Genomic DNA, 25,835 nt, shown 5'->3' on the forward strand with positions numbered 1-25,835 from the left:
GGGTCTAATCCCGGTCTTCTTTTAATATATCGTCTTCTACGTTTTTCAGCGTATAGAGGACGGATTCCGTCAGATCTTTAAAGCGTTTTTTATGGATTTTGCAAAAATAGGACTGCATGAAAATTTCATTTGCATTTTCCTCCACCGAGCTGAGCTGTTCTTCATAAATGTATTTTGGCCGATTGGCCTTGATATAAGGCAGGCTTTCCGCCAGCCAGCTTTTCACTGTTTGTTCGAGTCTCTCGACAGAAGGTTTGACAACCTCGAAAAAATCGTATTCCGTCCCTTCCTCTTTTCCCTTACTGTATCGTTCTTCCGCTTCTTTTACAAGGCGGATTAATTCCCGTGTCTGTACAAGAAGAGATTGTGTATCCAATTTTTTCACCTCGGGTTTATCGTACCAAAGGAAGACGACCGTTACAACGAATCCGGCTTATGCCGTCTCTCCTCTTGGCTCCACTCCCATTAACGTGCTGTTTAAACAAGCCAAGAGCTCTGCCAGTTCTTTTTCAATCAGATCGAGCCGTTCGTTCCAGCCAGCCCGATTTTCATACTCCGCCCGGCGTACTGCTTCTGTCAAAGCCTTCTCAGCAGACGACATGTCTGATTCCGTTTCCAAAAGCATTTGAAGGACCGAGTCTTTGCTTGCAAATCCGTTCATTTGCTTCCCTCCTTTTTGATCGCCTTCTATGCATTCTCCCCTATGCGCCCCCTCTCCTCCGCAGCTGACAAAACTAGAAGCAAACCGCCAAAGAAACTCATTTTCCAGCCAAACGCGCCGCTTTCGACAAGTGATCTTGCGAAAAATGGTATGATCAGCGCTTTTTTGCAAAATCTAAAAAGGTAAGGAGGTGCCCGCTGTGGAAAACAACAAAAAGAAAACACCTGCGAAAACAAAACCTGATGCTAAACAAACAGACACACTGGATAAAAAATTAGGCGGACCTAACCGCCCGTCCACTTAAAAAGCAAGGAGAACCCTTGCTTTTTTGTTTTACCTCTTATTCAGCCAATGCTCCAGCGAAAACAATGCCTGCAGCTGCCTTCTTTTTTGAAAATACCAATCGGTGATTTCGATCGTTTTCGGCAGTTTTTCATCTTTGAACATTGCCTCTCTCTTTCCTCCGCGAAACCAATCGGATTTTAATCCGTCTAATGAATGGGCAACAACGGGATAACACGTTCTCAAAAACGGCGAGGTTCTGATTTTAACCCCTGCCCAGCGTTCCATATCAAAGCGCGACCCGGTATGCGGAACACATGATGTAAAGTGAAAAAAACCGGGGAAAAGCTCAGGCGAAAACAGCAGCTCGCTTAATTGCTTGCCGAGCTTGATCCTTTCCTTTAAACTAGTGAAGCGTTTGACAGACACACCGTAAAAAACGCCTTCTACCGTCGGAAAAATCACTGTGTTGAAGTGAAACCATTCACATAGCTGAAAAGGAATCGTCTGAAAAACATTCTTTTTAAACAAAGGATTTTGTATAATAGGAGTTTGGATAGTGTTTTGTTCATTTATAATGAGAGCGTACATGAGCCGCTTTTGATCGCGCTCATGCCAGAACCGCTCCCACTCCGTTTTCATAAATGAAGACACACCAAATGAGGAGAGCAAATGAAACAGCGGCTGGCCAAGCTGCTTGGACCAATGGTATAACAGGAGCTGCGGATAGGCGTCCGAAAAAATCAGCCAGTTCGCTCTTTCATACGTTAAAAACAGCCATTTTTGCTGAAAAGCCGTAAGTCCGAGCTCGAATAAACGTCCTTTTAAATCGGTCATCGACCAGCCGGCATTCCTGGAAACAAATGAAGCCAAAAGCGACCACTTGATTTCAGGATGGCGGTCAAAGTAGCGTTTGTAGGCATTTGTCCGTGAGATATTGTCCTTGTTCAGTTTTGCGGTCAGCTCTTGAATGCGGCTCGTCAGCTCCGCCGCGGAAAAAGTGTTGTGCAAGATCAGCCACTTCCGTTAGTATCCAGATTTTTTGTAAAAGGAGGATGAAGAAAGTGATTCGTTACCCGAACGGCAAATCGTATCAGCCGAAAACAGCTGCCTCATCCTTGCAAAAGAAGCCGTCGTATTCCAATCGCGGCATGACCCTCGAAGATGACCTGAATGAAACGAATATGTATTATCAATCTCATTCGATTGCGGTCATCCATAAAAAACCGACTCCTGTACAGATTGTTCAGGTCGATTATCCGAAGCGAAGCGCTGCGGTGATCAAGGAAGCATATTTCAAGCAGTCGTCAACTACTGATTATAATGGGGTTTATAAAGGCCGCTACATCGATTTTGAAGCGAAAGAAACGAAGAGCCGGACCTCCTTCCCGCTTCAGAATTTCCACGATCATCAGATCGAGCATATGAAGCAGGTTGTGGCGCAAGACGGCATTTGTTTTGTTATCATATCCGCTTTTGAAGAAATTTATTTTTTGGAAGCAGAAAAATTATTTTATTTCTGGGAGCGGAAAAAACAAAACGGCAGAAAATCGATCCGAAAAGACGAGCTTCAGGAAGCCGCTCACCCTATTTCACTTGGATACTCGCCAAGAATTGATTATATTAAGATTATTGATCAGTTGTATTTTTCGCCATCATAAATTATGATTTTAAAGTCATGTGAGCGGAAAGGTTTAACTACGAAAGGTTGAGATGTTATGTCAGATCAATTTAACAGCCGCCAGGAACGGCGAAAAGCCCAGCAGGGCAAAAGCAGGTCTAATACTCATTCTAAACCCAAGAAAAAGAAAAAAGCAGGATTGTTTAAGAAAATTCTTTTATCTATTTTAATCATCGGTGTTATCGGCTTGATTGCCGGGGGCGTCACTTTTGCGGTGATGGTAGCGGACTCCCCGTCCCTTGATGAAGCAAAACTGAAAACACCGTACTCTTCCACCGTCTATGACAAAAACGGAAAAGAAATCGCCGAAATCGGTTCGGAAAAGCGGACGTACGTGTCGATTAAAGATATACCGGATTCCGTCAAAAACGCATTTCTTGCAACGGAAGACGCGCGTTTCTATGACCACCACGGCGTCGATCCGATCCGGATCGGAGGAGCGCTTCTGGCAAACTTCGAAGGCGGATTCGGTTCTGAAGGCGGAAGTACGATCACACAGCAGGTCGTCAAAAACTCCCTTCTGTCACATGAAAAAACGCTGAAACGGAAAGTCCAGGAAGTCTGGCTGTCGTTCCAGCTCGAAAGAAAATACTCAAAAGACGAAATTCTTGAAATGTATTTAAACCGGATTTACTTCTCTCCGCAGGCCTACGGTGTCGGAAAAGCGGCTGAGCAGTTCTACGGGGTTACAGATCTAAACGACTTAACGGTCGAGCAGGCCGCAACGCTTGCCGGCATGCCGCAAAGCCCGAATAACTACAACCCGATCAAACATCCGGAAAAAGCCGAGAAACGGCGCAACGTCGTGCTGAGCCTGATGAATAAACACGGCTTTATCTCTGACGCAGAGTACAACAAAGCGAAAAAAGTAGCCGTCACAAAAGGCCTTGTCTCTCCGAAGGAGTACGCAAAATCAACGTCCAACAAATACAGCGCGTTTATCGAGCAGGCCGTCGCTGAAGTGAAAGAAAAAGCGAACGTCACTCCGGGAACGGACGGACTGAAAATTTACACGACGATTGATACAGACGCCCAGGATTATGTGGATGAGCTGATGGACGGCGATTCGATCCAGTATACTGAAAAAATGCAGGCCGGCCTCACCCTGCTTGATACGAAGACCGGAGAAATCCGCGCGCTCGGCGGCGGACGCGACCGGAAAGCAGGCGACTTTAACTATGCAGTAGATACGAAACGTCAGCCTGGTTCAACGATTAAGCCGATCCTTGACTACGGCCCTGTCATTGAGAACAAGAAATGGTCGACGTATGAACAGATTAAAGATGAAGCATACACATATTCAACCGGAGATCCGATTAACAACTATGACAGAAAACACAGAGGCTGGATATCGATGAGAGAGGCACTTGTCGATTCTCGAAACGTTCCAGCTTTGAAAGCATTCCAGGCAGCCGGAAAAGACAATATTGTAAAATTCGCAGGCAACCTTGGTCTTAACATAAATTCAGATGATTTAGTGGAAGCTTACGCAATCGGCGGCTTCGGAAACGGTGTGTCGCCTCTGCAAATGGCCGGAGCGTACAGCGCCTTCGGCAACAACGGCTACTACAATGAGCCGCATACCGTTACAGCGGTGGAATTCAATGACGGCACAAAGCTTGATTTGACGCCTGAATCAAAGGCAGCCATGAGCGATTATACCGCATTTATGATAACGGATATGCTGAAAAGCGCTGTTCAGCGAGGAACAGGAACAGCCGCACAAGTCAATGGCGTTACTGTAGCAGGTAAAACGGGTACGACGAACTTTACCGAGGACGACATTAGAAAACACGGCATAAGTCGAAACGGAGCAAGGGATTCATGGTTCGTCGGCTATACGCCGCAATATACGGCAGCGGTCTGGACCGGTAAAGAAGGCTTTAATTCGCTGAGCGTAAACGAACAGCAAGTCGCTAAGCTCCTGTTCAAAAAACTGATTGCCAAGGTGGACAACGGCAGCGGCTCATTTGAAAAGCCTGACAGCGTCGTTGAAGCGACCGTTTTAAAAGGCTCGAACCCGCCGGTGCTCGCCAGCAGCAACACGCCTAGCGATAAAAAAGTCACTGAGTACTTTGTAAAAGGCACACAGCCGACGACCGTTTCGAAAAAATATGAGGAAAAAGAAGATGCCGACAAGCCGACAGGTTTGAGCGCAGAATATGATGAAGCATCAAAGAGCATCAAGCTTTCATGGTCATATTCCGGAGACGGTGATGTATCCTTTAAAGTCAAACAATCTGTTGACGGAGGCGGATACAGCGAAATTCAAAGCAGCAGCGCTAAAGAAGCCGTCATACCGAATACAAAAGAAGGATCCGTCTACAGATTCCAAGTCACGGCCGTTACTGAAGATGGCGAAAGCGACCCTGCTTCTGTGACGCTTAAAGTCAACGCGGCTGAAGATGATGAGTCAAAAGCGGACGATGAAAAGAAAGACGAGGATGACGAGAAGAAGCAGGATGCTGATGCTGATGATGATCAGGACAAAGACAAACAAAATAACGGCAACTCAAATCAGCCGGATGATCAAAATTCAGGCAATACGGATCAAAACAATCAAAATCCGGGAAATACAGACGGCAGAAAAGATGATGACGCCGATGATCAAAACAAAGATCAGAATAAAGACAAAAACAAAAACCCGGATCAAGACAGCAACACAGATGATCAACAAACAAATTCCAACGGTCAATCAACCGGCACCCATTAATCTAAAAAGCCACTCACAGTTTAGTGAGTGGCTTTTTTATGATTGATGGCAATATATTTATAAAATTGCTTTTTCATTTCCGTAAACAATTCGTCAAGCTGAATAAAACAATGATACTGCGTTGGTTTCTGGAGGATAAACTCGAGGCGTTCCGTCCAGTTCATCGGCTTGGCTCCAAAATCCTTACGGGTGATGATCTCCCAGTTGAGACTTTTGACGGGCTCCCCCATCGTCCAGTGGAGGCTTGCGATCAAGCAGCACACCCCGTTCAGCATATCATCCTGGCTGCACCTTGACTTTCTCGTTTTAAAGACGGGCAGAAGCTTTTCTTTTGTACGCTCCCAAACCGCAAACAGAAGCGGGACCCATTCTTCAGCATTCTCCCACGGCTTGTTCTCTTCTATGTCCTGAAAAAAATCATAGCAGAGCGGATTTTCCGAAAGAACGTCAAGCCTTTCGCCGGATTCCAGTCTTCTCTTCCGCAGCGTTTTTTCGTATTCGTCCAACAGTGAAACGCTTGTCACGGCAGCTTCACCAGCCCTTTTTTATATCGTTTTTGCCCTTCCCTGCACAGAGAAAACAACGGGCATTCTTCACATTTCGGCCTTTGCGCCTTGCAGTGATAGCGTCCGAAAAAGATCAGTCGGTGATGAGTAACGGACCACTCTGATTCAGGCACTTTTTTCATCAGCGTCTTTTCGACTTCCGCTACCGAATCCTTCCATCTGCAAATGCCGAGCCTTTTTGAAACCCTTTCCACATGGGTGTCGACGGCAATGGCAGGAACACCGAATGCAACGGAAACGACGACATTGGCGGTTTTTCTCCCGACGCCCGGAAGTTTCACCAGCTCATCCCGGTCTTTCGGCACTTCACCGCCGTATTCTTCCAGCAGCATTTTGCAGAGCTTTTGAATATTTTTGGCTTTGTTCCGGTATAAGCCGATCGATTTGATATCTTGCTGCAGCTCTTCAAGCGGAACGGCAAGATAATCTTCAGGCTTTTTATATTTTTTGAAAAGCGTTTTCGTCACTTTATTGACAAGCGCGTCTGTGCACTGGGCCGATAAAGCGACGGCGATGACAAGTTCAAACGGATTGTCATGGACTAATTCGCATTCAGCATCCGGAAACATTTCACCGATTGTTTCTAAACAAAACTCGATCTGTTTTTTTGTCAGCATGTCTTCACCTTTCACTTTATTGTTCAAGCCAATTGTAAAAAGGAACCTGTCTTGTATACTCCTTTTGCTCACTTTGCCGCGGAGCGGTCTTCCGCCTGAATCTTTGGCTGTAGTTTGCGGCTTGTTCGACTGTTGAAATGCCGTTTTTCTTCCACTCAAACAAAATCCGGTCAATGTAGCGGAAATTTAGTTTTCCTGATATGACGGCTTCTTTGAGAGCTTGTTTGATCAGCTGTGCATCGTGATGATCCTGGTCAAGCCAGATGCTGAGCGTCTCGCATTCCAGCGGAGACAGCGGCCGCGCAAATTCTTCTTCAAAGATCGTATAAAGGCTCTTCTCTTCGCCTTCATTCTGTTCGGCGAGTTGCTTCTGCTCGTCCATTTCAAGATGCTCAAACAGCTTGCCCCAGAGAGGTTCGAGCGAATACTTTTCAAACTTAATGCCGTTCTGGTCTTCGCATTCTTCTATATAGATGAAGCCTTTTTGAATGAACATTCTCAGCATGTTCATACATTGTTCGGTTTCAATCGACATCGTCTTGCTTAATTCCTCCGGGGTCGGAAAAAATGAACCTCTCTCAACATGCATTTTAATGTTTAAGAGCAGCATGAATTCTGTCTCGTTTAAGCCAAGCTCCCGATAGTTTAAAAAAAGCAGATTCGGAATGGTGACAGATCCCATCTCCTGCATCTTAATAAAGTGCTGTTTTTTCATTCGATACACCTCTTACCTTCCAGTATATCATGGATGACTGTGAAAAAGTCTCCTGGAATCAGGAGACTTTTTTCTTAAGGATATAAGCGATTTAATAGTCTTGGGAACGGAATCGTTTCGCGGACGTGCGGAGAGCCGCAGATCCAGGCAACCGTCCGTTCGAGTCCGAGTCCGAATCCTGAATGCGGAACTGATCCGTATTTTCTCAGCTCTGCATACCATTGATAAGCATCCGATTCTAAACCGTGCTCTTTCAGGCGTGCTTCGAGAAGCTCAAGATCATGGATCCGTTCAGATCCGCCGATAATCTCACCGTAGCCTTCAGGCGCAATCAAGTCAGCGCACAATACGACATCTTCCCTGTCAGGGGCAGGCTGCATATAAAACGGCTTTAATGATGTCGGATAGTGTGTAATAAATACCGGCTTGTCATAGCTTTCGGCAATCGCCGTTTCGTGAGGAGCGCCAAAATCATCGCCCCATTCAATATCGTCAAAGCCTTTCTCTTTTAAGAACTGAATCGCTTCATCATACGTGATTCTTGGAAAAGGCGCTTTGATAAGCTCCAGTTTGGAAGTGTCTCTGCCGAGCGTATTCAGTTCAATTTTGCAGTTTTCAAGCACGCTTTGAACGATAAAAGAGACATAGTTCTCTTGAACTTCAAGATTTTCATTGAATTCGACAAACGCCATTTCCGGTTCGATCATCCAGAATTCAATCAGATGGCGCTTTGTTTTTGATTTCTCGGCTCTGAAAGTCGGCCCGAATGAAAAGACTTTTCCTAAAGCCATTGCAGCAGCTTCCATGTAAAGCTGGCCGCTTTGCGAAAGGTAGGCATCTTCGTCAAAATACTTTGTCGCAAAAAGCTCTGTCGTTCCTTCAGGTGCGCTTCCCGTCAAAATCGGAGGATCGACTTTAACAAAGCCTTCCTTATTGAAAAATTCGTATGTAGCGCGAATGATTTCATTGCGGATTTTCATCGTTGCGTGCTGCCGTTTTGAACGGAGCCACAAATGTCTGTGATCCATCAAAAATTCTGTTCCGTGTTCTTTTGGTGTAATCGGATAATCTGTTGCTTCATGGATGACTTCAAGCGATGTGACAGCAAGCTCGTAGCCGAGTGGCGAACGCTCGTCTTCTTTGACGACGCCTTTTACATATAGCGATGTTTCCTGTGTGACAGATTTAGCGGCTTGAAATGTTTCTTCGTCCACTTCCGCTTTGACGACGACTCCTTGGATAAAGCCTGTCCCGTCTCTAAGCTGCAAAAACGCAATTTTGCCGCTTGAGCGTTTGTTGGCGATCCAAGCGCCGATTGTTACTTCTTCACCAACATGCTTGTACACTTGGTTTATTGTTGTTTTCACTATCGTTTCCCTCCAAAACACGAAAGAATTCGGTCAAGCCCTCATTCTTTCTGACGTCCATAACGTATATTATACCTTTTTTGATTCGATCAGGTCAATGCAGCTTGCGTGCATGCAAAAAGCGTCCAGCTGCGGACGCTTTCTGCTTCTAGCGGCTGCGATTCACGACAAAGCGGCGAATCCGTTCGACCGCTTCTTCCAAAAGTGACAGGGATGTCGCATACGACAGACGGATGTTGTCCGGTGCGCCGAACCCTGAACCGGGAACGATCGCAACCTTTTCTTCTTCCAAAAGCGCTTCAGCGAATTCATCAACGCTTGAAAAGCCGCACGATTCTGCCGCTTTTTTTGCATTCGGGAACAAGTAGAAGGCCCCTTCAGGCTTCAGGCATGTCAATCCCGGAATGTCAACAAGCAGTTCATACACCTTGTTCAGCCGGTCTTCAAAAGCTTTTCTCATCTCTTCAACAGGCTCGTTTGGTCCATTGTAAGCGGCAATGGCTCCGTATTGTGCGACAGATGTCGGATTTGACGTGCTGTGGCTGGCAAGGTTCGTCATCGCCTTAATGATCGGTTCGCTGCCTGCCGCATACCCGATTCTCCAGCCGGTCATGCTGTGTGACTTGGAAACCCCGTTGATGATTACGGTTTGATTTTTAAGTTCTGGAGAAAGCTGTGCAATGGATACATGTTTTTTTCCGCTGTAAATCAGCTTTTCATATATTTCATCAGATACGATTAGAATGTTGCGGCGAAGGCATACTTCACCGAGCGCTTTGAGCTCTTCTTCCGTATACATCATGCCTGTCGGATTGCTTGGGGAATTGATGATCACAGCCTTCGTTTTTTCCGTGACGGCTTTTTCAAGCTGCTCCGGAGAAATTTTGAAGCTGTTTTCCTCAAGGCCTTCCACAAATACCGGTTTGCCGCCTGCAAGCTTGACTTGTTCAGGATAGCTGACCCAGTACGGAGTCGGAATAATCACTTCGTCCCCTTCGTCGAGGAGCACTTGAAATAGGGTGTAAAGAGCATGCTTTGCACCTGTGCACACGATAACTTCAGATTGGCGGTACTCGATTCCCTGATCGCGCTTGAATTTTTCGCGGATGCTGTCTTTCAGCGCCGCAAGACCTCCGGAAGGCGTGTATTTGGTATGTCCTTCATTCATCGAACGGACAGCAGCCTCAATGATGTGCTCAGGCGTATTAAAATCCGGTTCACCCGCCCCAAGACCGATGACGTCGTGCCCTGCCGCTTTTAAATCTTTTGCTTTTGCAGTGATTGCCAATGTTGCAGATGGTGTTAACGCTGATACTCTTTTAGCTAGATTCAACTCGATTTCCCCCTGTTTCGTCTAAGGCGTAATATTTTTGTGAATTTTTCCGTTTATAAAGTCCACATAGCTTAAACTGTACTGCCCATCTTTATTTAAGTATGTAACTTCCCACAATAGAACATTGCCTTCCCTTGCAAGGTGCACCTCTTTAAGCTCAGACACAAGGCCTTCATCCTGAACCGCTTTTGAAGCCTGGCGGCCGGTAATGCCGTCTGCCGCTTTTTTGTAAATCGTTTTCTGCTTTTTGTCAGCAGGCACCCAAACATACATTTTGCCGCCTTTTTTGTCCGTCCCTGTGACAATGTACTGCTTTTCTTTGCCGACAAACGTCTCCACGCTGTCAACTTGTTTTAAGCCTGCTTCCTGCTTGGCTGTTTCGGCAGCCTGCTCGTGGCCGCTTTCTTTCTGATCCATTGCCGTACGGTAGACATTCGCTCCCGCAAGAAGTGCTGTTAAAAAGATAATACCAAATATCAGTATGAAAATTAATGTTTTTTTGCCCATTTTCTGCTCCTAAGTACGATAAATCGTAAAAATGGCCTGTTTTTGATCTTCTTCATCGAGAGCGAGGCCGAACATGAGATCATCGCGTTTGAGCGTGCGGTTCAAAAGGTCGACGATTTTATACAGGTCTTCTGAATGCTCGACGCTTACGGTAGATAAAATTTCGATTTTGTTTTCCATTTTTCAAATACCTCCGAACGAAACAATAATTGTAATTCATACTCTTTGTGCCTAAAGCCATACTAGTTGTTACAACGGGATAACCGTTTAAATAAACAGCCTAAAAAATAAAACCTTAATCCACACCATTTAAGAGCCGCTTTATGCGGCTTTTAGCCGTTTTTCCCGGCTATGTAGGCTTCAAGCTCAAGGAATGCAGGCTCCATGACTTTTGCAGGGGGCAGAGCCTTCATAAACACCGTGCCGTAGGAAGCGGTTCGGATGCGGCGGTCGAGAATCACGACCGTTCCGCTGTCTTTCTCCGAGCGGAGCAGCCTGCCGATCCCCTGCCTGAATGCCAGGACAGCTTCCGGCAGAGATACCGCTTGAAACGGGCTTTCTCCCCTTCTCTTCGCCCGGTCGCACTTGGCTGATTCAACAGGGTGGTCAGGCGGCCTGAACGGCAGCCTTGCGATGACAAGCGTCGTCAGCTCGTCACCCGGAAAGTCAACGCCCTCCCAAAAATGGTTCGTTCCGAGAAGAACCGCATGGGGATACGATCTAAACAATTTCATGACCTTGACGGGGCTTCCTCCGGAAATCCCCTGCGCAAGGAGCGGACAAGGAAAGTCTTCCTCGTGTTTTATTGCATGGTAGACGTCTCGCAGCATATCATGAGACGTAAACAGGACGAGCACTTTGGCATTTTTCTGTTTTGCAAGCGCCTTGACATAACGCGAGACATCTTGAATATAGTCTTCAGGATCGTTTTGAATCGGGCTGACATCCGTCGGAATCATGATGTTCATATGCTTATCATAAGAAAAAGGCGCCTCGATTTGCAAGGTCCTCGGATAGAAATCGCTTAAACCGAGCTTTTTGATCATATAGTCAAATGAGTTCTCGACGACAAGCGTCCCCGATGTGAGCACAACGCTTTTTTTCTCGGTGAAAAACCGGTCGGCCAGAATTTCGCTTGTATCAAGCGGCTGAGCGTAAATGGCCGCGGCGTTTTTTGCGCCCTTCGCGTCAATTTCAATCCAGACGACCTCATCTTCGACAGGGTCAAACATCAAGCGGGCGAGCGTCTTTCGATATTCTTCAAGGTCGTCCATGCATGAATCGTATTCCTCTAACAAAAACGCCTGGCGGCTGGTGAAGGAAGCCTGTTTTTCAGCGAGGCTTTTCTTTTGATCCGAAAACAGCCGGTGCATGTCATACAGCAAGGAACACAGTCTTCTCGCGCTTTCTTCAAGCCTGTTCCATGCCCTGCTTTCACCGATTTCGCCGATCTTATATAAGAGACGGTTGAGATCGTTTCTTGGTTTCCTCCGCTTGACAAAAGAATGAACAGCCGTAAAGAACAGATCGCTTTCTTCAAGAAGCTGAGCGAGCCATTCGTCCATTTGGAAAAAAGATTCTGGTGAAATGCCTGCTGACCGGTAGAGGCGTTCGGCTTTTTTTAAAATCCCCCTTTGTTTGAGGGTGCCGAGCCGCATCAACCTTTTATGGAGAAAGACATAGTCTGCTCTTGCCCCATACTGCTCGCCCGCTGCGCGTTCAAAGTGATGGGCTTCATCAATAACAAACGTATCGGCATCACCGGTATGAATTCGCTGATTGGCTTCGTCAGTCAACAGAAGCGCATGATTGGTAATGATCATATCAGCCTTCTGCGCCCGCGCTTTGGCTCTCTCATAAAAACACAGTTTCCTTAGGGTGCTGTTTTCTGCATATGAATGCGAATCATATGCCAGTCTGTCCCACAGAAGCTTTCCGCCTGACGGAAGATTAATTTCCGATAAATCGCCCGTTTCTGTATCTGTCAGCCAGACGAGAATTTGCGCTTTTGCAAGGACGCTATCATAATTGTCATCATCTTCCTGTAAAATATGCTTGAACTTGCGAATGGATAAATAATGAGAGCGGCCCTTTAAAACCGCGGCTTTGACCGGGAAAGGAAAAATCTTTTCCAAAAGCGGGATATCACGGTTGATCATCTGTTGCTGAAGCAATGTCGTATATGTGCTGATCACGACCGGCTTGCCTGTTTGCTTGGCGCGGATTGCAGCCGGCACGAGATATCCGAGCGTTTTTCCGATTCCAGTGGCAGCTTCGATCAGAGCATGCTCATGATTTTGAAAAGCGGTCCAGACCTCCTGCATCATTTTCGTCTGTCCTTCTCTCTTGTCAAACCGGTCGTCCAATGAAGAAAGTCCGCCGTCTTTTTCCCAAATAAGCGGCTCTGTCTGCGGGACCCGGCTCTTATGACCGGCCTCTTCATCCTCGTCTTCAGGGGTCCTGATCACAAAGGAACCAACCTTCATAAAGCCGGCATCAAGTTCGGCATCGGCACCTTTTTCAGCGATCAAGCCGTCAAAAAGCTCCTGCGCGTCACTGATCAAATGCCAGGATAGACGTCTGATTGATTTCAAAACCGAAATCGGCAGCCTTTTCAGTCTGTCCATCATATGTAAAAAGATCAAAGCGGTCACTTCCGCATCGCTGTCAGCCCTGTGCGGGTTTTCATGGCGAATCTGAAGCTCTTCGCTCAGCTCAGTCAATTTATAGCCGTCAAAACCCGGAAAAACGATTCTCGAAAGCTCCACCGTATCGAGAACGCTGCATTCAAGCTCGCCAAAACCGGCCTGCTGCAGCTCATACTTTACAAAAGCAAGATCAAAATGAATGTTATGAGCGATAAAACAGCTGTCTTGAAGCAGCTCAAAAATATCTTCGGCAATCGCCGAAAATGGCTCTTCATTTTCAACCATTTCATTCGAAATTCCCGTCAGCTGCTCGATAAAAGCGGGAATCGGCTGATTGGGATTCACATATTTGGAGAAACGTTCGGTCATTTGTCCATTTTCAATCACAACCGCTGCAATTTGAATGATTCTGTCGCCTTTTTTCGGCGAATTCCCTGTCGTTTCCACATCAATGACCACATATCGTTGATTGTTCATTCAATGGACACCTCAATTTCGATACCTTCGACAAAAGTGTAACACGTTTTAGAAAGATGCGGGGAAAAAGCTTCGCCTTCTACTCTTTCTAAACGATATGAAAGCCCCCTAAAGGCAAGGGGGCTACAGAATGGTACGGGCGGGCTCCTGACCCAGCATTTCCTCGATTTCGTTTCTCTCGTTCAAAACGGCAACCTTCGGCTTATGGGTCTTTGCTTCCTCTTCAGACATCATGGCATAAGAAACGATGATGACGACATCTCCCACTTGAACAAGGCGGGCGGCAGCTCCGTTTAAACAAACGACGCCGCTCCCCCTTTCACCGGGAATGATGTACGTTTCCAGCCGGGCCCCGTTATTATTATTCACAATTTGCACTTTTTCATTTGCCATCATTCCGACGGCATCCAGCAAATCTTCATCAATTGTCACGCTGCCGACGTAGTTCAAATTGGCTTCCGTCACTCTCGCTCTGTGAAGTTTTGCGCTCATTAACGTACGGTACATCATAAATCCTCCTTTTGATCTGCCGGGATATCGACGATGATATTATCAATTAAGCGGGCTTTGGAAAACTGAACGGCAACCGCTATGATGACTTTTCCAGTCAATGGCTCCCTGATCTCCAGATCGGGATATGAATAAATATCCGCATAATCGATGACACCGCTCGTTTTTTCAAGAATGCTCCGAACCTCTCGCTTAACAGCTTCCGCATCCCTCTCTCCATCACGGATCAGCTCGGCGCCGCGCTGAAGGGCTTGATAGAGAGCGGGTGCTTCCTGCCGTTCTTCTGCTCGCAGGTTGACATTTCTTGAGCTTTTGGCAAGCCCGTCTTCTTCCCGTTTTGTTTCAACCGGGATCAGCTCAATATCCATGAAAAAGTCGTTGATCAGCCCGTCGACAACGGCAACCTGCTGCGCATCTTTCATGCCAAAATAAACCCTTGTCGGAAAGGTGAGATTGAACAGCTTTGTGAGCACTGTTGCGACACCGTCGAAATGACCTTCCCTTGAACGGCCGCAAAGGACGTCCGTCCGCTTTTTCACGCTTGCGGTAACCGTCGGCTCCTGACCGTACATTTCTTCAGGCTCAGGAGTGAACAAGATGTCCACTCCTCCGTCAGCCGCAAGCTGCCGGTCCCTTTCGATATCTCTCGGGTACGCTTCATAGTCTTCACCCGGACCGAACTGCATAGGATTGACAAAAATGCTCATCACGACAATATCATTGTCTTTTCGCGCTTTTTCCACAAGCGACATATGGCCTTCATGAAGGAAGCCCATTGTCGGCACAAAACCGATCGTTTTGCCTTCTTTGCGATAATTTTTCGTTGCATTTTGTATATCTTTTGCTGTATGGATCTGAATCATGCTTATTTCCCTCCGTATAATCCTTCAAGAACTTGCTGATCGATACGGAATGAATGAGCATCTTCAGGAAACACGCGGCTTCTGACATCCTCAACATATCCTCGAAGCGCTTGTTCAAGCGGCTGATCGATTTGCACATACTGTTTTACAAATTTAGGCGTCCGGCTCACTCCGTGTCCGACAACATCGTGGTAAACGAGAACTTGTCCGTCTGTACCAGGGCCTGCTCCAATGCCGATGACAGGAATCGTGAGCTCCTTTGAAATCTGTTCAGCGAGCGCTGCCGGGACGCATTCGAGAACGAGCGCAATTGCGCCTGCTTCTTCACAGCGCCTGCTGTCTTCAATCAGCTTGCGGGCGCTTTCTTCATCTTTCCCCTGAACTTTATAGCCTCCCAAGACACCGACGGATTGAGGAGTCAAGCCTAAGTGGCTGACAACAGGTATTCCGCCGCGTGTTAAAGCCGTGATCGTCTCAAATACACCGTCGCCGCCTTCAAGCTTCAAAGCATCGGCTCCGCTTTCCTGAACGATCGCCGCGGCATTATTCAGAGCGCTTTCCAAAGAGCAGTGATAAGACATAAACGGCATATCCGTCACCACAAACGTATCTTTTGCCCCGCGTTTTACGGCTTTTGTATGGTGGATCATATCAGCGACCGTCACAGATACGGTCGAATCAAGGCCGAGCACAACCATGCCGAGCGAATCGCCGACAAGAATCATATCGACGCCGGCCTGTTCGGCAAGCTTTGCCGCCGGGTAATCGTAGGCCGTCAGCATGACGATCGGCTCTCCCTCTTGTTTCATTTTTAGAAAATCAATCTTTGTCTTCATGTTTTCTCCTCCTCTTTTTCAGAGGAGATGAGCTGCCGTGCTTGCATGAGCATCTTTTCGGACAGCAAAAAAACCTTCCGGCAAGAAGAAGGATTTCGAATCGTCCGTGTTCGGCAAGAATCATCCCTCTGTCCCAGTCCTTTTTGGATCAAGGCAGACTGTTTTTTATCAGTTGCATGTTTTCCAGGTGCAGTTCCTACAGGATACTGCCCATCCGAAGTATACCAAAAACGCATGGATCCTTCCAACTATGACGGATTTATATCGATATCGGCGGAGTATATTTTTTTGATGCCGTCACTCGTTTCCAGGATCAAGACGCCTTCTTCGTCTATTCCCAGCGCTTTGCCGTGAAACGTTCCGTTCAGCGTCCTGGCCGTCAATTCACGGTTCAGGCTCAAAGCGTAGCTCTCCCATAAAAGCTTGATCGGCTCGAAACCGTAGGCGAGATAGTCTTCATACCTTTTTTCAAATGTCGCCATTATCGTTTGAATCAAAGCGGCTCTGTCGATTTTTTCACCGCTTGCGAGACGAAGGCTTGTCGCTGTTTCTTTTAATTCTTCCGGAAAGTCGCCAGCAAGCTGATTGACGTTGATCCCCATTCCGACGATGACAGAATGGACCTGATCGGCTTCCGCCTGCAGTTCGGTTAAGATCCCGACGACTTTTTTGCGGTTGATCAAAATATCGTTCGGCCATTTGATTTCAGCTGCGATGCCGGTTTGCTCTTCGACTGCCTGAACGATCGCGACTGCGGCTAAAAGCGTCAGCTGCGGCGTTTTTTGCACGGGCATTTCAGGTCTTAAAATGATGCTCATCCAAATGCCGTTTCCTTCTGGGGAATGCCATGTTCTCGCCATTCTTCCCCTTCCTTCAGTCTGCTTGTCGGCAACGATGATCATTCCTTCCGGCGCACCGTTGTTTGCTAGCTCATGGGCGATTTTTTGAGTTGATGAGACGACATCGTGAAAATGGATGGTCTGTCCCATTTTTTTCGTTTTTAACCCGAGCCTGATTTCATCTTCGGTGATTTTGTCAGGTTTTTTTATCATTTTATAGCCGAGCTTTCGGACCGCTTCAAGTTCATATCCCGATTTTCTCAGATCTTCGATATGCTTCCAAACGGCGGTCCTTGAGCATCCGAGCTCTTCGCTGATTTTCTGGCCTGAAATGAATTCGCCGTCGGCCTCTGTAAACAATTGAATGAGTTTCTTTCTTAAATTTGACTGCATGAATCCAGCCACTCCTCTATGGCTTTTTTTTGATTGGCAAGCTCCCCGTTTAACACGGCCCGCTCAATCCGTTTCAAATCATCGGACACCCATTTCCCGGCCGGCTTCTTTCTGAAATTCAACAAATCGCTTCCAGACACCGCCAGGTCTTTCAGGCTTTTAATCGGAAGCGCGCGGTACGACTGTCTGATTTCAGCCAGCCGCTTTTCATCGATTGCCTGCTTGTCCCTTAAGCTGCGGATGGCGGAAGCGGACAGCAGCGTCTCTTCCCCCGCCTCATACATCGAGACGGCATCCCATTTTTGATCGATTCGTTCAGCCGTCAGGAGCGCCTGTTTTATGACTTTCCCCGGAAGCTTCCACCCTTTTAAAAACTGGTGAGCCTCAGCGGAATCGAGTGATATCATGTGAATGAAAGCCGCCCATATATCCGCTCTTTTTTGAAGTTGGTAAAAAGGAAAAGCACGGGCAGCCAGAACGCGCTCCTTTTTGCCGTCCAGCCCCGGAAGCTCCTTGTAAAGCCCTGTTTCAGCCGCCGCTTCCAAAGCCCTGTCCGCCGCTTTTCCTTTTAAAAGCTTTTCAAATTCAACCGTTTTCCGCTCTGTAGAAATATGAGCCAAGAGCAGACGGTTTTCGCAAATCGCTTTTTTTGTATTTGGAGAAAGCTCAAACTCGAGCTGACTCATAAAACGGAGCGCCCGCAGCATGCGTAGCGCATCTTCGTGAAAACGCTCCGCCGGGTCGCCGACCGTTTGAATCAATTTTTCCCGTATGTCGCGGAGTCCGCCGAAATAGTCGATCAGTCTCCCCTGTTCATCCATCGCCATGGCATTAATCGTCAAGTCCCGCCTCTTCAGGTCTTCTTTCAGCGATTTGATAAACTGAACGCCGCTCGGCCTTCTGTAATCCTCGTACTCAAGCTCTGCGCGAAAGGTCGTCACCTCATAGGATTCTCCCTCAAAGAGGACGATGATGGTTCCGTGTTCCTTTCCGACATCAACGGTTTTCGGAAAAATGGCTTCAATTTCTTCCGGGGATGCATCTGTAGCGATGTCAATATCACCGATATCCCGGTTCATTTGGGCATCCCTGACAGATCCGCCTACAAAGTAGGCCTGCCGGCCGTGTTTTTTCAGCTCACGAAGGAGAGGAAGAGCCTTCAAAAAGAGATCCTCCATTGTCACACTCCCCGTCTGTTAATTGTTGATAAATTTCTTCATATTGCGCGATGATTTTACTGGAAGAAAAGCGCTCCTTGATGCTTTCTAGCGCCGCTTCCGCAAACTGGCGCTGCAGGCTTTCATCAGTCAGCAAATGGAGCGCTTTACGAGCTGCGCCTTCAATATCTCCTACATCGACCAAGTAACCGGATTTACCGTTTTTGATCACCTCGGGAATCCCTCCGATATTGGTGCCGATGCACGGAACGCCGCAGGCCATCGCCTCCAGCAGCACTAAACCGAAGCTTTCCTTCTCGGACAAAAGCAGCTTTAAATCGCTGATGGCGTAAAGCTCTTCTACGCTGTCCTGTTTGCCCAGGAAAAGAACATCATCTTTTAGTCCGAGCTGTCTGACAAGCTGGCAGATCACGGTCATCTCCGGCCCGTCGCCGACGAGAATCAGCTTCGACTTCATTCGTTTGACAATGCTGCTGAAGACATGGATGACGTCCTGCACGCGCTTCACCTGTCTGAAATTGGATACGTGGATGATCACTTTTTCATCAGGGGCGATGCCGTACTGCTCTTTCAGCGAATGATGCTCCTGCTTTTTTAAATACACGCGCTCATCCACAAAATTATAGATCGTTTCGATTTTTTTGTTCGGTTTGATCAAATCGTACGTTTGCGCGGCAAGAGCTGAAGAAACCGCTGTTACGCGGTCAGACGACTCGATCGCAAACTTGATCAGATCTTTTAAAGACGGATCATAGCCGAGAACGGTTATATCTGTGCCGTGCAGCGTTGTGACCGTTTTAATGTTTCCGTTCAGCATTTGCTTCGCTAAAAAAGCGGAAATCGCGTGAGGCACCGCGTAGTGGGCATGCAGAACATCAAGCTGTTCCCGCTTCGCCACCTCCGCCATTTTGCTGGCCAAAGCCAAATCATACGGCGGGTGCTTAAACACGGCATATTGATTGACTTCGACTTCGTGAAAATAGATGTTGGAATACACTTTATTGAGCCTGTACGGAACACTTGATGTAATAAAATGAATTTCATGTCCTTTTTCCGCAAGGAGCTTGCCGAGTTCGGTAGCGATAATTCCTGATCCTCCGACACTCGGATAACATGTGATTCCGATTTTTAACTGTTTCATCATCCGCCCCCAAATAAATCGTTGTTTAACAGAAGAGTCCGCTTTGAAAAAAACCCTTCCGCGTATGCGACGCCGACCTCTTTTCCCAAAAGCTTTTCCCTTGCTTCGACCGTTTCAATATATCCGTTCGTCAGCGGTGTTTCAACCGACTGCCGGGAACGGGTGAACTGGCTCTGATAAGCAGCAAGGCTTTCCTTTTTTTGATTGATCGTTTCGGAAATGTCGATGACAAATTCGGGTTTGTGAAAACCGTTGATCATATAGTAGTACACGTTTTGGACTTTATGGGCCGGCTGTTTTTCTGCATCTTCGTATTTATGTATTCCAGCGGAAAAGACCGCTTCTTCGACGATTTCCGCTGCATGCCCGTGATCGGGATGCCGGTCCTTCGGATAAGGGACAAAGACAAGCTTCGGCTTATGTTTTCGAATGACGGCAACCGCTTCCCTGATCGCCTCCTGGCTGGGAAACAGCCCCCTGTCCGGCAGCGTGAGGGAAATCCGCGCGCTGGCGCCGAGAATGTCGGCCGCCTGCGCCGCTTCGCTTTTTCTCGTTTCGACTGTTCCGTTTGAAGACAGTTCAGCCTGGGTTAAATCGCAGATGCCAATTTGAAAGCCTTTTTTAGTATATTTGGCAATGGTTCCTCCCATGCCGATTTCTACATCATCGCTGTGCGCGCCGAAAGCCAGTATATCAAGCATCTCGATCCCCGCCGTGGACAATGTTTCTGAATTCAAACGCGCCTTCCTCGACAGATCGGATCAAGATTTCCGCCGTTCCCATATTGGTGGCGAGCGGAATGGCATAAACGTCAGACAAGCGGATAAGAGCTGACACATCAGGTTCGTGCGGCTGGGCCGTCAGCGGGTCTCTCAGAAAAATCACAAGGTCGATGTCATTTTTCGCGATTAAAGCACCGATCTGCTGGTCTCCGCCAAGCGGTCCCGATTGAAAACGCACGACGGGCAGCCCTGTCGCTTCGGTGATTTTTAAACCGGTCGTCCCTGTCGCAAACAGCTCGTGCTTTTTTAAAATATCTTTATAAGCGGTCGTCAGCTGAATCATGTCCTGTTTTTTTCGGTCATGGGCAATTAAGGCGATTTTCAAAGCGATTTCCCCCTTCTTGTTACTCTATGATATTTTCAAGGCCGTAGACAAGCTGATCGATTTTCATCACTTGTTCAACAGCCAGTTTCACACCAGACATAAAAGATGCGCGGTTGTATGAATCATGACGGATTTTCAAGGTTTGGCCGTCTCCGCCGAACATCACTTCCTGATGGGCGATCAATCCCGGCAGACGAACGCTGTGGAGACGGATTCCGTTTTGATCGGCTCCTCTTGCTCCCGGCAGAATTTCTTTTTCATCCGGATGCCCCTGCATTTTCGCTTCGCGAACAGCCGAAATCATTTCCGCCGTTTTCAAGGCCGTTCCGCTTGGTGCGTCAAGCTTTTGATCATGGTGCTGTTCAATGATTTCGACATCGGTAAAATAGTTGGCAGCCATTTGCGAAAACTTCATCATCAGCACGGCTCCGAGCGCGAAGTTTGGCGCGATGATGGCTCCGATCCCCTTCTCGTCGGTCAGTTCCATAAGCTCGTTCAAGTCACTCTCAGAAAATCCTGTCGTTCCCACAACAGGACGGACGCCGTGCTCCAGCGCGATTTTTGTATGTAGCTTGCCGATTTCCGGCGTTGTCAAATCAATCAGAACGTCCGGAGCCGTTTCTGAAAAGCATTCGGTAATATCAGTGTAAATGACGGCTTCTGAACTTGATATCATCACGTCTGACAGCTTTTCACGGTTATATGTACGGTCGATTGCACCGACAAGCTCAAAATGTGCGGTATCTTCAACAAGTTTGACCGCTTCGCTTCCCATTCTTCCGCGCGGTCCTGCTATTGCGATTTTAATGGTCTCCTTTTGCATCTTGATTCTCCTCTACTTTCCTTCTTCTATTCTTGTCCAGCGGTCTTTGTCACGGGTGTTGAACTTCTCCATGACCATATCATGCGCTTCATCCAATGATATATGAAGCGAATTCGCAAGACAAACTAAAACGAACAATACGTCGCCGATTTCTTCATCGATCTTTTTTTCCGATTCGGTTTTTTTCTTCGGTTTTTCACCGTAATGATGGTTGATTTCCCTCGCCAGTTCGCCAAGCTCTTCCGTCAGCCTGGCCATCATGGCAAGCGGACTGAAATAGCCTTCTTTAAACTGGCCGATATATTCGTCAACCTCACGCTGTATATCTTTCATCGTTTTTTCTTTCGTCATGCTGACAAAACCTCCTGTCATCTCTTACATGTTAGCGAATTCAAACAAGTTTGACAAATGTTTAAGACGGGTTTGCTGTTTTAAAACGGATACACTATAATATTAACGCCAGCTTATGGAAGGAAAGGAGTTTTTTTTATGTTCGGAGACATCAGAATGAAGAACGTCCTGTTTATTTTAGCAGGCGCTGCAGTTTTTTCCTTTGGACTCGTTCATTTTAATATGCAGAACAACTTGTCGGAAGGCGGTTTTACCGGCATTACCCTGCTGCTTTATTTCCTGTTTAATATCGATCCTTCCATATCCAATCTGGTGCTGAACATCCCCGTCTTCTTCGTCGGCTGGAAGCTCCTCGGCAGAACGGTCTTCTCATATACCATTCTCGGCACAGTCAGTCTGTCGGTGTTTTTATGGATTTTTCAGCGCTTCCAGATTCATATGCCGCTACAAAACGATCTTGCGCTCGCGGCTCTTTTTGCAGGCGTGTTTATCGGTACCGGATTGGGCATTATTTTCAGATACGGCGGAACGACGGGCGGCGTCGATATTATTGTGCGGCTGATCAACAAATATTTTCAAGTGCCGATGGGCAAAGCCATGTTTGTGTTTGACGCCTGCGTCATTACATTATCCCTTATTTTTTACCTCTCCTATAAGGAAGCGATGTACACGCTTGTTGCCGTATTTGTCGCGTCAAAAGTCATCGATTTTATGCAGGAAGGCGGTTATGCCGCAAAAGGCGCCACCATCATCTCTGAAAAGAACGACCAGATCCAGCGCAAAATCATAGAAGAAATGGAAAGAGGCGTCACGGTTTTAAAAGGTCAGGGGTCATATACGAAAACAGAGCGGGACGTTCTATACTGCGTCGTCCCGAAAAATGAGGTTTTCCAGCTGAAAAACGTGATTACCTCGGTCGACCCGCACGCTTTTGTAGCCGTAAGCGACGTACACGACGTTCTGGGAGAAGGGTTTACGCTTGATGAGAACAAAAATCCCATCACACGCTGATTGAAGGTCAGCAAAAAAAGAAGCTCGCGATCAGCGGAGCTTCTTATTTCGGCCAATCTTTTTCTCTTTTTCTGCGCCTGTCCTCTTCGGCTTTATACTTTCTGAATCCGACATATGTCAGCGTCGAGAGGATAATGCTTCCCGTCGTCAGGATGACCCATAACAGTGAAGGGTCTGCATCATCTTCTTCTACTTGATTAAACACATCTTCCAAATCTTTTTCCAAAAGCGTCAGCCTTTCCAGCTTGCTGCTTTCCGTCATTTGCTGAAAGCCCCCGTTTTCCACGACTGCAATATGGTTGGAGACGCTTTTTAACTGCTTTGGCGAAACATCAATCGTTAAGCTTGGGTAAATCGTATCATACAAGGATAAAAAATGATTCCACTTTTCCCTGAATGTCAGGTTGTCTTCTTTCTGAATCCCGGCCTTCAAAGCGCTGAAAGAATCCATGATCGGCTTTTTCAAACTGCTCCACAGCGGATCATGGTCAGATTCTATGGCGTCCATCAGCATTCTAAACTGGGCGGCGGCTTTAAATTTTTCCTGCTGTGCGACCTCTTCGCTTTCCAGCCTTTTCAGCGTATCATGGTAGGCCAGACTGACCTGACGGATTTCCGATCCTGTCATAATACCCTCTGTTTCGCCTTTCTCCGCTGCTTTCAGCCGTTTTTCAAAGTATTGAAGAATTTGTACCGCTTCCTCATATTGAGACTGCCTTGTTAGCTGGAATACCGTATCTGACAGTTCCGTCAATTCCTGCAAAGCCGATGATTCTTCCGCTTTTAAACCGGCCGCAGGAAAAACAAGCGCAAGCATCATGCAAAGGATCACCTTTCGTATCATTACGGTCCCTCCCACTCCTTCTATTAAAGCGTATGAAGAGAGGGACAAGGTTAGACCAAGATTGTGAATCCGTGTTACAGCTTAAAAGCTTTCCGGGACAAAACCAAGTAATAGGCCAAACCGATCGAAGCGATGCTGAGCCAAAATGTAAAATAGCCGATCTGCGGCATATATTGATCGAGCATTGAATAATTCGGCATCATGCCAAACAAGTAATCAATGACATCGTTATGCAACGTCCACACAGCCGCAAGCGCCAAATGCCACCCTTTAAACCGGTAATGAGGGGCGTACAGCACGCCTTGCACAGCCATTGCGAAGTGCGACGCGATCAGCATATAGCCCGTCCAATGGAGGCTTCCGGACACCGCAAGCACGAGGATATTCATCACTACCGCCCACAGCCCGTATTTGACGAGCGTAACAAGCGCAAGCGCCTCAAAGAGAGGAGCATTCCTTCCCAATAAAAGTCCGATGAGAACAAATAAAAAAAACAATGTCGCCGTCGGGCTGTCGGGAACGAAAATCAGAAATTTCGCAGGCGTATTCGTCAGCTGCGGAAGGTACCAGTAATACCCGTAAACCGTACCGAAGAAATTAATTATCAAAAGCAGCAGAAGCAGCGGTTTTTGAGCGAGCATGTAGGAAATCAGTTTCAAAGCAATCAACTCACAGTCTCTTTAAATAAAAAAAGCCGCAGCCGAGTCAGCTTCACAGACTGACCGCAGAAACGCGCGCCAAGAAGCAGCGGCATTTCCGGCTTCCGTACGGTTCACGATCAGCAGCGGTCAAAATTGAAAAGGCCATCGACATCGTCGACAGCCCGAGAGGCTGACTTGGCGTCAGCTTCAGCTCTATCAAGAGTATAGCCTGCCTTCATCAACTTGACAACCGTTTTATTTCGCCGTTGTTTCGGAGATGAATTTAGACAGTTCTTTAAGCTCTTTATCAGATCCTTTAAAAACGCCAGCAGGCATTTCGCCTTTTCCTTCCTTGGCGATTTTCGCAATCTCTTCCGGAGACAAGCCGTTGTCAACGAGAGACGGGCCTGCCGCTCCTCCCTGCATGTTGTCTCCATGGCACGAAATACAGCCTTGCTCCTGATAAATCTTATACCCTGCTGCACTCGTATCTATATTGGCCTCTTCCTTGATCTTACCCTGCTCTTCAGCAGCGGCCCAGTCGTGGGTGACAACGGACTGCCATGTTAAGAAAATCGTCGCTGAAATTGCCAAAAGCATCAACCCTACGGCAACCGGGCGTTTAAACGGCCTTCTTTCAGGGCCTCTGTCAAGAAACGGTGCCAATAATAGCGCTCCGAATGCAATTGTCGGGATAATAATTGCGCCGACAACCGTATACGGCCCGGCAGCATATTCGTATTTCAGCAATTGGTAAAGAAATAGAAAATACCAGTCTGGCAAAGGTATGTAGCCGGTATCGGTCGGATCTGCCATCCGCTCGAGCGGAGGCTCATGCACGATGGTCAGCACGAGAAAACCGACAAGGAAAACCGCCCCGACCATCCATTCTTTCAACAGGAAATTCGGCCAGAACGCTTCCGTTTTCCCTGGAAATTCGGAATAATCTTTTGGAATATTCGGTTTTCTTTCCGCCGGGATCCGTGAATCACCGACAAACTTCATCCCTTTTCCCCTCTTCATGCCATCCCCTCCTTCTCAATTGAGTCGCTCGCTTACAGCGGCCCAGAAATTCCTTGCTTGCGAATCATGATAAAGTGTGCAGCCATCAGTCCGAACAGAGCGGCTGGCAGGAAAAAGACGTGTATGGCAAAAAAGCGCGTCAACGTCTGAGCGCCGACAATATCCGGATGACCGGCAAGCAGCGTTTTAATTTCCGAGCCGATCAGCGGCGTCGCCTCAGCAATCTGCAAACCTACTTTTGTCGCAAACAGAGCTTTCATATCCCAAGGCAAAAGGTAGCCTGTAAAACCTAAACCGAGCATGACAAAGAAGATCAAAACGCCGACAATCCAGTTCAGCTCTCTCGGCTTCTTATAGGCCCCCTGGAAGAAAACCCTGAGCGTATGAAGAAACATCATCACAATGACCAAGCTTGCACCCCAGTGGTGCATTCCCCTTACAATCTGTCCGAACGCCACTTCATTCTGCAAATAATAAACAGATTCCCAGGCGTTTTTAATATCCGGAACGTAATACATCGTCAAAAACATGCCGGACAGCACCTGAATCACCGTAACGAAAAACGTCAATCCCCCGAAGCAGTACACGAAAGCTGAAAAATGGTGAGCCGGGTTCACGTGTTCAGGAACTTCATGGTCGGCGATGTCCCGCCAGAGCGGCGTAATGTCAAGTCTTTCGTCCACCCAGTCATAAATTTTGTTTAGCATG

At 47.3% G+C, this 25,835-nt stretch carries 30 protein-coding genes; 4 read left to right on the forward strand and 26 right to left on the reverse strand.

What is annotated here, in order from left to right; translation table 11 throughout:
• Positions 1 to 4 precede the first annotated feature (4 nt).
• Positions 5 to 376, reverse strand: coding sequence for a YppE family protein (locus tag ACH97_RS19720; protein WP_050820869.1), 372 nt, complete (start codon positions 374 to 376; stop codon positions 5 to 7).
• Positions 377 to 433: 57 nt separating this feature from the next.
• Positions 434 to 661 (reverse strand): YppD family protein, encoded by a 228-nt coding sequence (locus tag ACH97_RS19725; RefSeq protein WP_025811235.1) that lies wholly within the window; start codon positions 659 to 661, stop codon positions 434 to 436.
• A gap of 199 nt (positions 662 to 860) precedes the next feature.
• Between ACH97_RS19725 and sspM the strand changes: the two genes are divergently transcribed.
• Positions 861 to 965, forward strand: a complete 105-nt coding sequence (gene sspM, locus ACH97_RS19730; protein ID WP_025811234.1) for an acid-soluble spore protein SspM — start codon at positions 861 to 863, stop codon at positions 963 to 965.
• 29 nt (positions 966 to 994) lie between these two features.
• On the opposite strand, the gene ACH97_RS19735 is transcribed toward sspM, so the two are convergent.
• On the reverse strand, positions 995 to 1,954 hold the full coding sequence (locus ACH97_RS19735; protein ID WP_020451919.1) for a DUF2515 domain-containing protein: 960 nt from the start codon (positions 1,952 to 1,954) through the stop codon (positions 995 to 997).
• 53 nt (positions 1,955 to 2,007) lie between these two features.
• Between ACH97_RS19735 and recU the strand changes: the two genes are divergently transcribed.
• On the forward strand, positions 2,008 to 2,604 hold the full coding sequence (gene recU / locus ACH97_RS19740; RefSeq protein WP_003182896.1) for a Holliday junction resolvase RecU: 597 nt from the start codon (positions 2,008 to 2,010) through the stop codon (positions 2,602 to 2,604).
• 57 nt (positions 2,605 to 2,661) lie between these two features.
• A complete protein-coding gene (locus tag ACH97_RS19745; RefSeq protein WP_048350636.1) occupies positions 2,662 to 5,337 on the forward strand; it encodes a PBP1A family penicillin-binding protein in 2,676 nt (891 codons plus the stop codon).
• A 20-nt stretch (positions 5,338 to 5,357) separates the two neighbouring features.
• Here the strand turns inward: ACH97_RS19745 and ACH97_RS19750 are convergent, their stop codons facing one another.
• From ACH97_RS19750 to ACH97_RS19835, 18 genes are all read right to left on the reverse strand, one after another.
• Positions 5,358 to 5,861 carry a YpoC family protein gene (locus ACH97_RS19750; RefSeq protein WP_048350635.1) on the reverse strand — a complete coding sequence of 168 codons (504 nt, stop codon included), beginning with the start codon at positions 5,859 to 5,861 and terminating at the stop codon, positions 5,358 to 5,360.
• Positions 5,858 to 6,520: an endonuclease III gene (gene nth / locus ACH97_RS19755; protein ID WP_020451922.1), complete on the reverse strand. Its 663-nt coding sequence runs from the start codon at positions 6,518 to 6,520 to the stop codon at positions 5,858 to 5,860. The genes ACH97_RS19750 and nth overlap by 4 nt, the downstream gene beginning before the upstream one ends.
• Positions 6,521 to 6,536: 16 nt before the next feature.
• Positions 6,537 to 7,235, reverse strand: coding sequence for a DnaD domain-containing protein (locus tag ACH97_RS19760; RefSeq protein WP_020451923.1), 699 nt, complete (start codon positions 7,233 to 7,235; stop codon positions 6,537 to 6,539).
• A gap of 74 nt (positions 7,236 to 7,309) precedes the next feature.
• Positions 7,310 to 8,602 carry an asparagine--tRNA ligase gene (gene asnS, locus ACH97_RS19765; RefSeq protein ID WP_020451924.1) on the reverse strand — a complete coding sequence of 431 codons (1,293 nt, stop codon included), beginning with the start codon at positions 8,600 to 8,602 and terminating at the stop codon, positions 7,310 to 7,312.
• Between the two features lie 148 nt (positions 8,603 to 8,750).
• Complete coding sequence (locus ACH97_RS19770) at positions 8,751 to 9,935, reverse strand: pyridoxal phosphate-dependent aminotransferase (RefSeq protein WP_020451925.1); 1,185 nt, start codon at positions 9,933 to 9,935, stop codon at positions 8,751 to 8,753.
• Between the two features lie 21 nt (positions 9,936 to 9,956).
• A complete protein-coding gene (tseB, locus tag ACH97_RS19775; RefSeq protein ID WP_020451926.1) occupies positions 9,957 to 10,442 on the reverse strand; it encodes a cell wall elongation/penicillin-binding protein regulator TseB in 486 nt (161 codons plus the stop codon).
• A 9-nt stretch (positions 10,443 to 10,451) separates the two neighbouring features.
• On the reverse strand, positions 10,452 to 10,622 hold the full coding sequence (locus tag ACH97_RS23210) for a YpmA family protein (protein ID WP_003182913.1): 171 nt from the start codon (positions 10,620 to 10,622) through the stop codon (positions 10,452 to 10,454).
• A 152-nt stretch (positions 10,623 to 10,774) separates the two neighbouring features.
• A complete protein-coding gene (gene dinG, locus ACH97_RS19780) occupies positions 10,775 to 13,567 on the reverse strand; it encodes an ATP-dependent DNA helicase DinG (protein ID WP_048350230.1) in 2,793 nt (930 codons plus the stop codon).
• Between the two features lie 123 nt (positions 13,568 to 13,690).
• Positions 13,691 to 14,074 (reverse strand): aspartate 1-decarboxylase, encoded by a 384-nt coding sequence (gene panD, locus ACH97_RS19785; protein WP_003182918.1) that lies wholly within the window; start codon positions 14,072 to 14,074, stop codon positions 13,691 to 13,693.
• The gene (gene panC / locus ACH97_RS19790; RefSeq protein WP_026579393.1) at positions 14,074 to 14,940 is read right to left on the reverse strand and encodes a pantoate--beta-alanine ligase; all 867 of its coding nucleotides are present in this window, start codon (positions 14,938 to 14,940) and stop codon (positions 14,074 to 14,076) included. The genes panD and panC overlap by 1 nt, the downstream gene beginning before the upstream one ends.
• 2 nt (positions 14,941 to 14,942) lie before the next feature.
• A complete protein-coding gene (gene panB / locus ACH97_RS19795; RefSeq protein ID WP_020451930.1) occupies positions 14,943 to 15,776 on the reverse strand; it encodes a 3-methyl-2-oxobutanoate hydroxymethyltransferase in 834 nt (277 codons plus the stop codon).
• Positions 15,777 to 16,024: 248 nt separating this feature from the next.
• Positions 16,025 to 17,008: a bifunctional biotin--[acetyl-CoA-carboxylase] synthetase/biotin operon repressor gene (locus ACH97_RS19805; protein ID WP_035338526.1), complete on the reverse strand. Its 984-nt coding sequence runs from the start codon at positions 17,006 to 17,008 to the stop codon at positions 16,025 to 16,027.
• Positions 16,993 to 18,186, reverse strand: coding sequence for a CCA tRNA nucleotidyltransferase (locus tag ACH97_RS19810; protein ID WP_048350231.1), 1,194 nt, complete (start codon positions 18,184 to 18,186; stop codon positions 16,993 to 16,995). Before ACH97_RS19810 ends, ACH97_RS19805 begins: the two co-directional genes overlap by 16 nt.
• Positions 18,146 to 19,327 carry an N-acetyl-alpha-D-glucosaminyl L-malate synthase BshA gene (gene bshA / locus ACH97_RS19815; RefSeq protein ID WP_023857430.1) on the reverse strand — a complete coding sequence of 394 codons (1,182 nt, stop codon included), beginning with the start codon at positions 19,325 to 19,327 and terminating at the stop codon, positions 18,146 to 18,148. Before bshA ends, ACH97_RS19810 begins: the two co-directional genes overlap by 41 nt.
• Positions 19,327 to 20,028 carry a bacillithiol biosynthesis deacetylase BshB1 gene (gene bshB1, locus ACH97_RS19820; protein ID WP_020451935.1) on the reverse strand — a complete coding sequence of 234 codons (702 nt, stop codon included), beginning with the start codon at positions 20,026 to 20,028 and terminating at the stop codon, positions 19,327 to 19,329. The genes bshA and bshB1 overlap by 1 nt, the downstream gene beginning before the upstream one ends.
• Entirely contained in the window at positions 20,021 to 20,434 is a 414-nt protein-coding gene (gene mgsA / locus ACH97_RS19825; protein ID WP_020451936.1) for a methylglyoxal synthase, read from the reverse strand. The genes bshB1 and mgsA overlap by 8 nt, the downstream gene beginning before the upstream one ends.
• 19 nt (positions 20,435 to 20,453) lie before the next feature.
• Complete coding sequence (gene dapB, locus ACH97_RS19830; protein WP_020451937.1) at positions 20,454 to 21,257, reverse strand: 4-hydroxy-tetrahydrodipicolinate reductase; 804 nt, start codon at positions 21,255 to 21,257, stop codon at positions 20,454 to 20,456.
• A gap of 12 nt (positions 21,258 to 21,269) precedes the next feature.
• The gene (locus ACH97_RS19835) at positions 21,270 to 21,608 is read right to left on the reverse strand and encodes a nucleotide pyrophosphohydrolase (RefSeq protein WP_020451938.1); all 339 of its coding nucleotides are present in this window, start codon (positions 21,606 to 21,608) and stop codon (positions 21,270 to 21,272) included.
• Between the two features lie 138 nt (positions 21,609 to 21,746).
• Here ACH97_RS19835 and ACH97_RS19840 point away from each other — a divergent pair, with 138 nt between their 5' ends.
• Positions 21,747 to 22,619 (forward strand): YitT family protein, encoded by an 873-nt coding sequence (locus ACH97_RS19840; protein WP_020451939.1) that lies wholly within the window; start codon positions 21,747 to 21,749, stop codon positions 22,617 to 22,619.
• Between the two features lie 43 nt (positions 22,620 to 22,662).
• Here ACH97_RS19840 and ypjB read toward each other — a convergent pair whose 3' ends face one another.
• From ypjB to qcrB, 5 genes are all read right to left on the reverse strand, one after another.
• Complete coding sequence (ypjB, locus tag ACH97_RS19845; protein WP_020451940.1) at positions 22,663 to 23,463, reverse strand: sporulation protein YpjB; 801 nt, start codon at positions 23,461 to 23,463, stop codon at positions 22,663 to 22,665.
• A gap of 74 nt (positions 23,464 to 23,537) precedes the next feature.
• The gene (gene lhaT / locus ACH97_RS19850) at positions 23,538 to 24,122 is read right to left on the reverse strand and encodes a lipoprotein heptaprenylglyceryl N-acetyltransferase LhaT (protein ID WP_020451941.1); all 585 of its coding nucleotides are present in this window, start codon (positions 24,120 to 24,122) and stop codon (positions 23,538 to 23,540) included.
• A gap of 52 nt (positions 24,123 to 24,174) precedes the next feature.
• Positions 24,175 to 24,324, reverse strand: coding sequence for a hypothetical protein (locus tag ACH97_RS23865; protein ID WP_165583466.1), 150 nt, complete (start codon positions 24,322 to 24,324; stop codon positions 24,175 to 24,177).
• Positions 24,325 to 24,359: 35 nt separating this feature from the next.
• Positions 24,360 to 25,127 carry a menaquinol-cytochrome c reductase cytochrome b/c subunit gene (locus ACH97_RS19855; protein ID WP_020451942.1) on the reverse strand — a complete coding sequence of 256 codons (768 nt, stop codon included), beginning with the start codon at positions 25,125 to 25,127 and terminating at the stop codon, positions 24,360 to 24,362.
• Positions 25,128 to 25,159: 32 nt separating this feature from the next.
• Positions 25,160 to 25,834 (reverse strand): menaquinol-cytochrome c reductase cytochrome b subunit, encoded by a 675-nt coding sequence (gene qcrB / locus ACH97_RS19860; protein ID WP_003182952.1) that lies wholly within the window; start codon positions 25,832 to 25,834, stop codon positions 25,160 to 25,162.
• Between the last annotated feature and the right edge of the window lies 1 nt (position 25,835).

Source organism: Bacillus paralicheniformis, from assembly GCF_001042485.2.
GTDB lineage: Bacteria > Bacillota > Bacilli > Bacillales > Bacillaceae > Bacillus > Bacillus paralicheniformis.

Excerpts from the sequence above, each read along its gene's own strand:
- ACH97_RS19725 (WP_025811235.1), bottom strand. The coding sequence starts at position 661 with ATGAACGGATTTGCAAGCAAAGACTCGGTCCTTCAAATGCTTTTGGAA.
- ACH97_RS19760 (WP_020451923.1), bottom strand. The coding sequence starts at position 7,235 with ATGAAAAAACAGCACTTTATTAAGATGCAGGAGATGGGATCTGTCACC.
- dapB (WP_020451937.1), bottom strand. The coding sequence starts at position 21,257 with ATGCAAAAGGAGACCATTAAAATCGCAATAGCAGGACCGCGCGGAAGA.
- ACH97_RS19855 (WP_020451942.1), bottom strand. The coding sequence starts at position 25,127 with ATGAAGAGGGGAAAAGGGATGAAGTTTGTCGGTGATTCACGGATCCCG.
- nth (WP_020451922.1), bottom strand. The coding sequence starts at position 6,520 with ATGCTGACAAAAAAACAGATCGAGTTTTGTTTAGAAACAATCGGTGAA.
- ACH97_RS19805 (WP_035338526.1), bottom strand. The coding sequence starts at position 17,008 with ATGCAGTCAAATTTAAGAAAGAAACTCATTCAATTGTTTACAGAGGCC.
- dinG (WP_048350230.1), bottom strand. The coding sequence starts at position 13,567 with ATGAACAATCAACGATATGTGGTCATTGATGTGGAAACGACAGGGAAT.
- panC (WP_026579393.1), bottom strand. The coding sequence starts at position 14,940 with ATGATTCAGATCCATACAGCAAAAGATATACAAAATGCAACGAAAAAT.
- bshA (WP_023857430.1), bottom strand. The coding sequence starts at position 19,327 with ATGAAACAGTTAAAAATCGGAATCACATGTTATCCGAGTGTCGGAGGA.
- panD (WP_003182918.1), bottom strand. The coding sequence starts at position 14,074 with ATGTACCGTACGTTAATGAGCGCAAAACTTCACAGAGCGAGAGTGACG.
- bshB1 (WP_020451935.1), bottom strand. The coding sequence starts at position 20,028 with ATGCTTGATATACTGGCTTTCGGCGCGCACAGCGATGATGTAGAAATC.
- ACH97_RS19835 (WP_020451938.1), bottom strand. The coding sequence starts at position 21,608 with ATGACGAAAGAAAAAACGATGAAAGATATACAGCGTGAGGTTGACGAA.
- panB (WP_020451930.1), bottom strand. The coding sequence starts at position 15,776 with ATGAAGACAAAGATTGATTTTCTAAAAATGAAACAAGAGGGAGAGCCG.
- qcrB (WP_003182952.1), bottom strand. The coding sequence starts at position 25,834 with ATGCTAAACAAAATTTATGACTGGGTGGACGAAAGACTTGACATTACG.
- ACH97_RS19745 (WP_048350636.1), top strand. The coding sequence starts at position 2,662 with ATGTCAGATCAATTTAACAGCCGCCAGGAACGGCGAAAAGCCCAGCAG.
- ypjB (WP_020451940.1), bottom strand. The coding sequence starts at position 23,463 with ATGATACGAAAGGTGATCCTTTGCATGATGCTTGCGCTTGTTTTTCCT.
- ACH97_RS23210 (WP_003182913.1), bottom strand. The coding sequence starts at position 10,622 with ATGGAAAACAAAATCGAAATTTTATCTACCGTAAGCGTCGAGCATTCA.
- ACH97_RS19840 (WP_020451939.1), top strand. The coding sequence starts at position 21,747 with ATGTTCGGAGACATCAGAATGAAGAACGTCCTGTTTATTTTAGCAGGC.
- ACH97_RS19810 (WP_048350231.1), bottom strand. The coding sequence starts at position 18,186 with ATGGAGGATCTCTTTTTGAAGGCTCTTCCTCTCCTTCGTGAGCTGAAA.
- tseB (WP_020451926.1), bottom strand. The coding sequence starts at position 10,442 with ATGGGCAAAAAAACATTAATTTTCATACTGATATTTGGTATTATCTTT.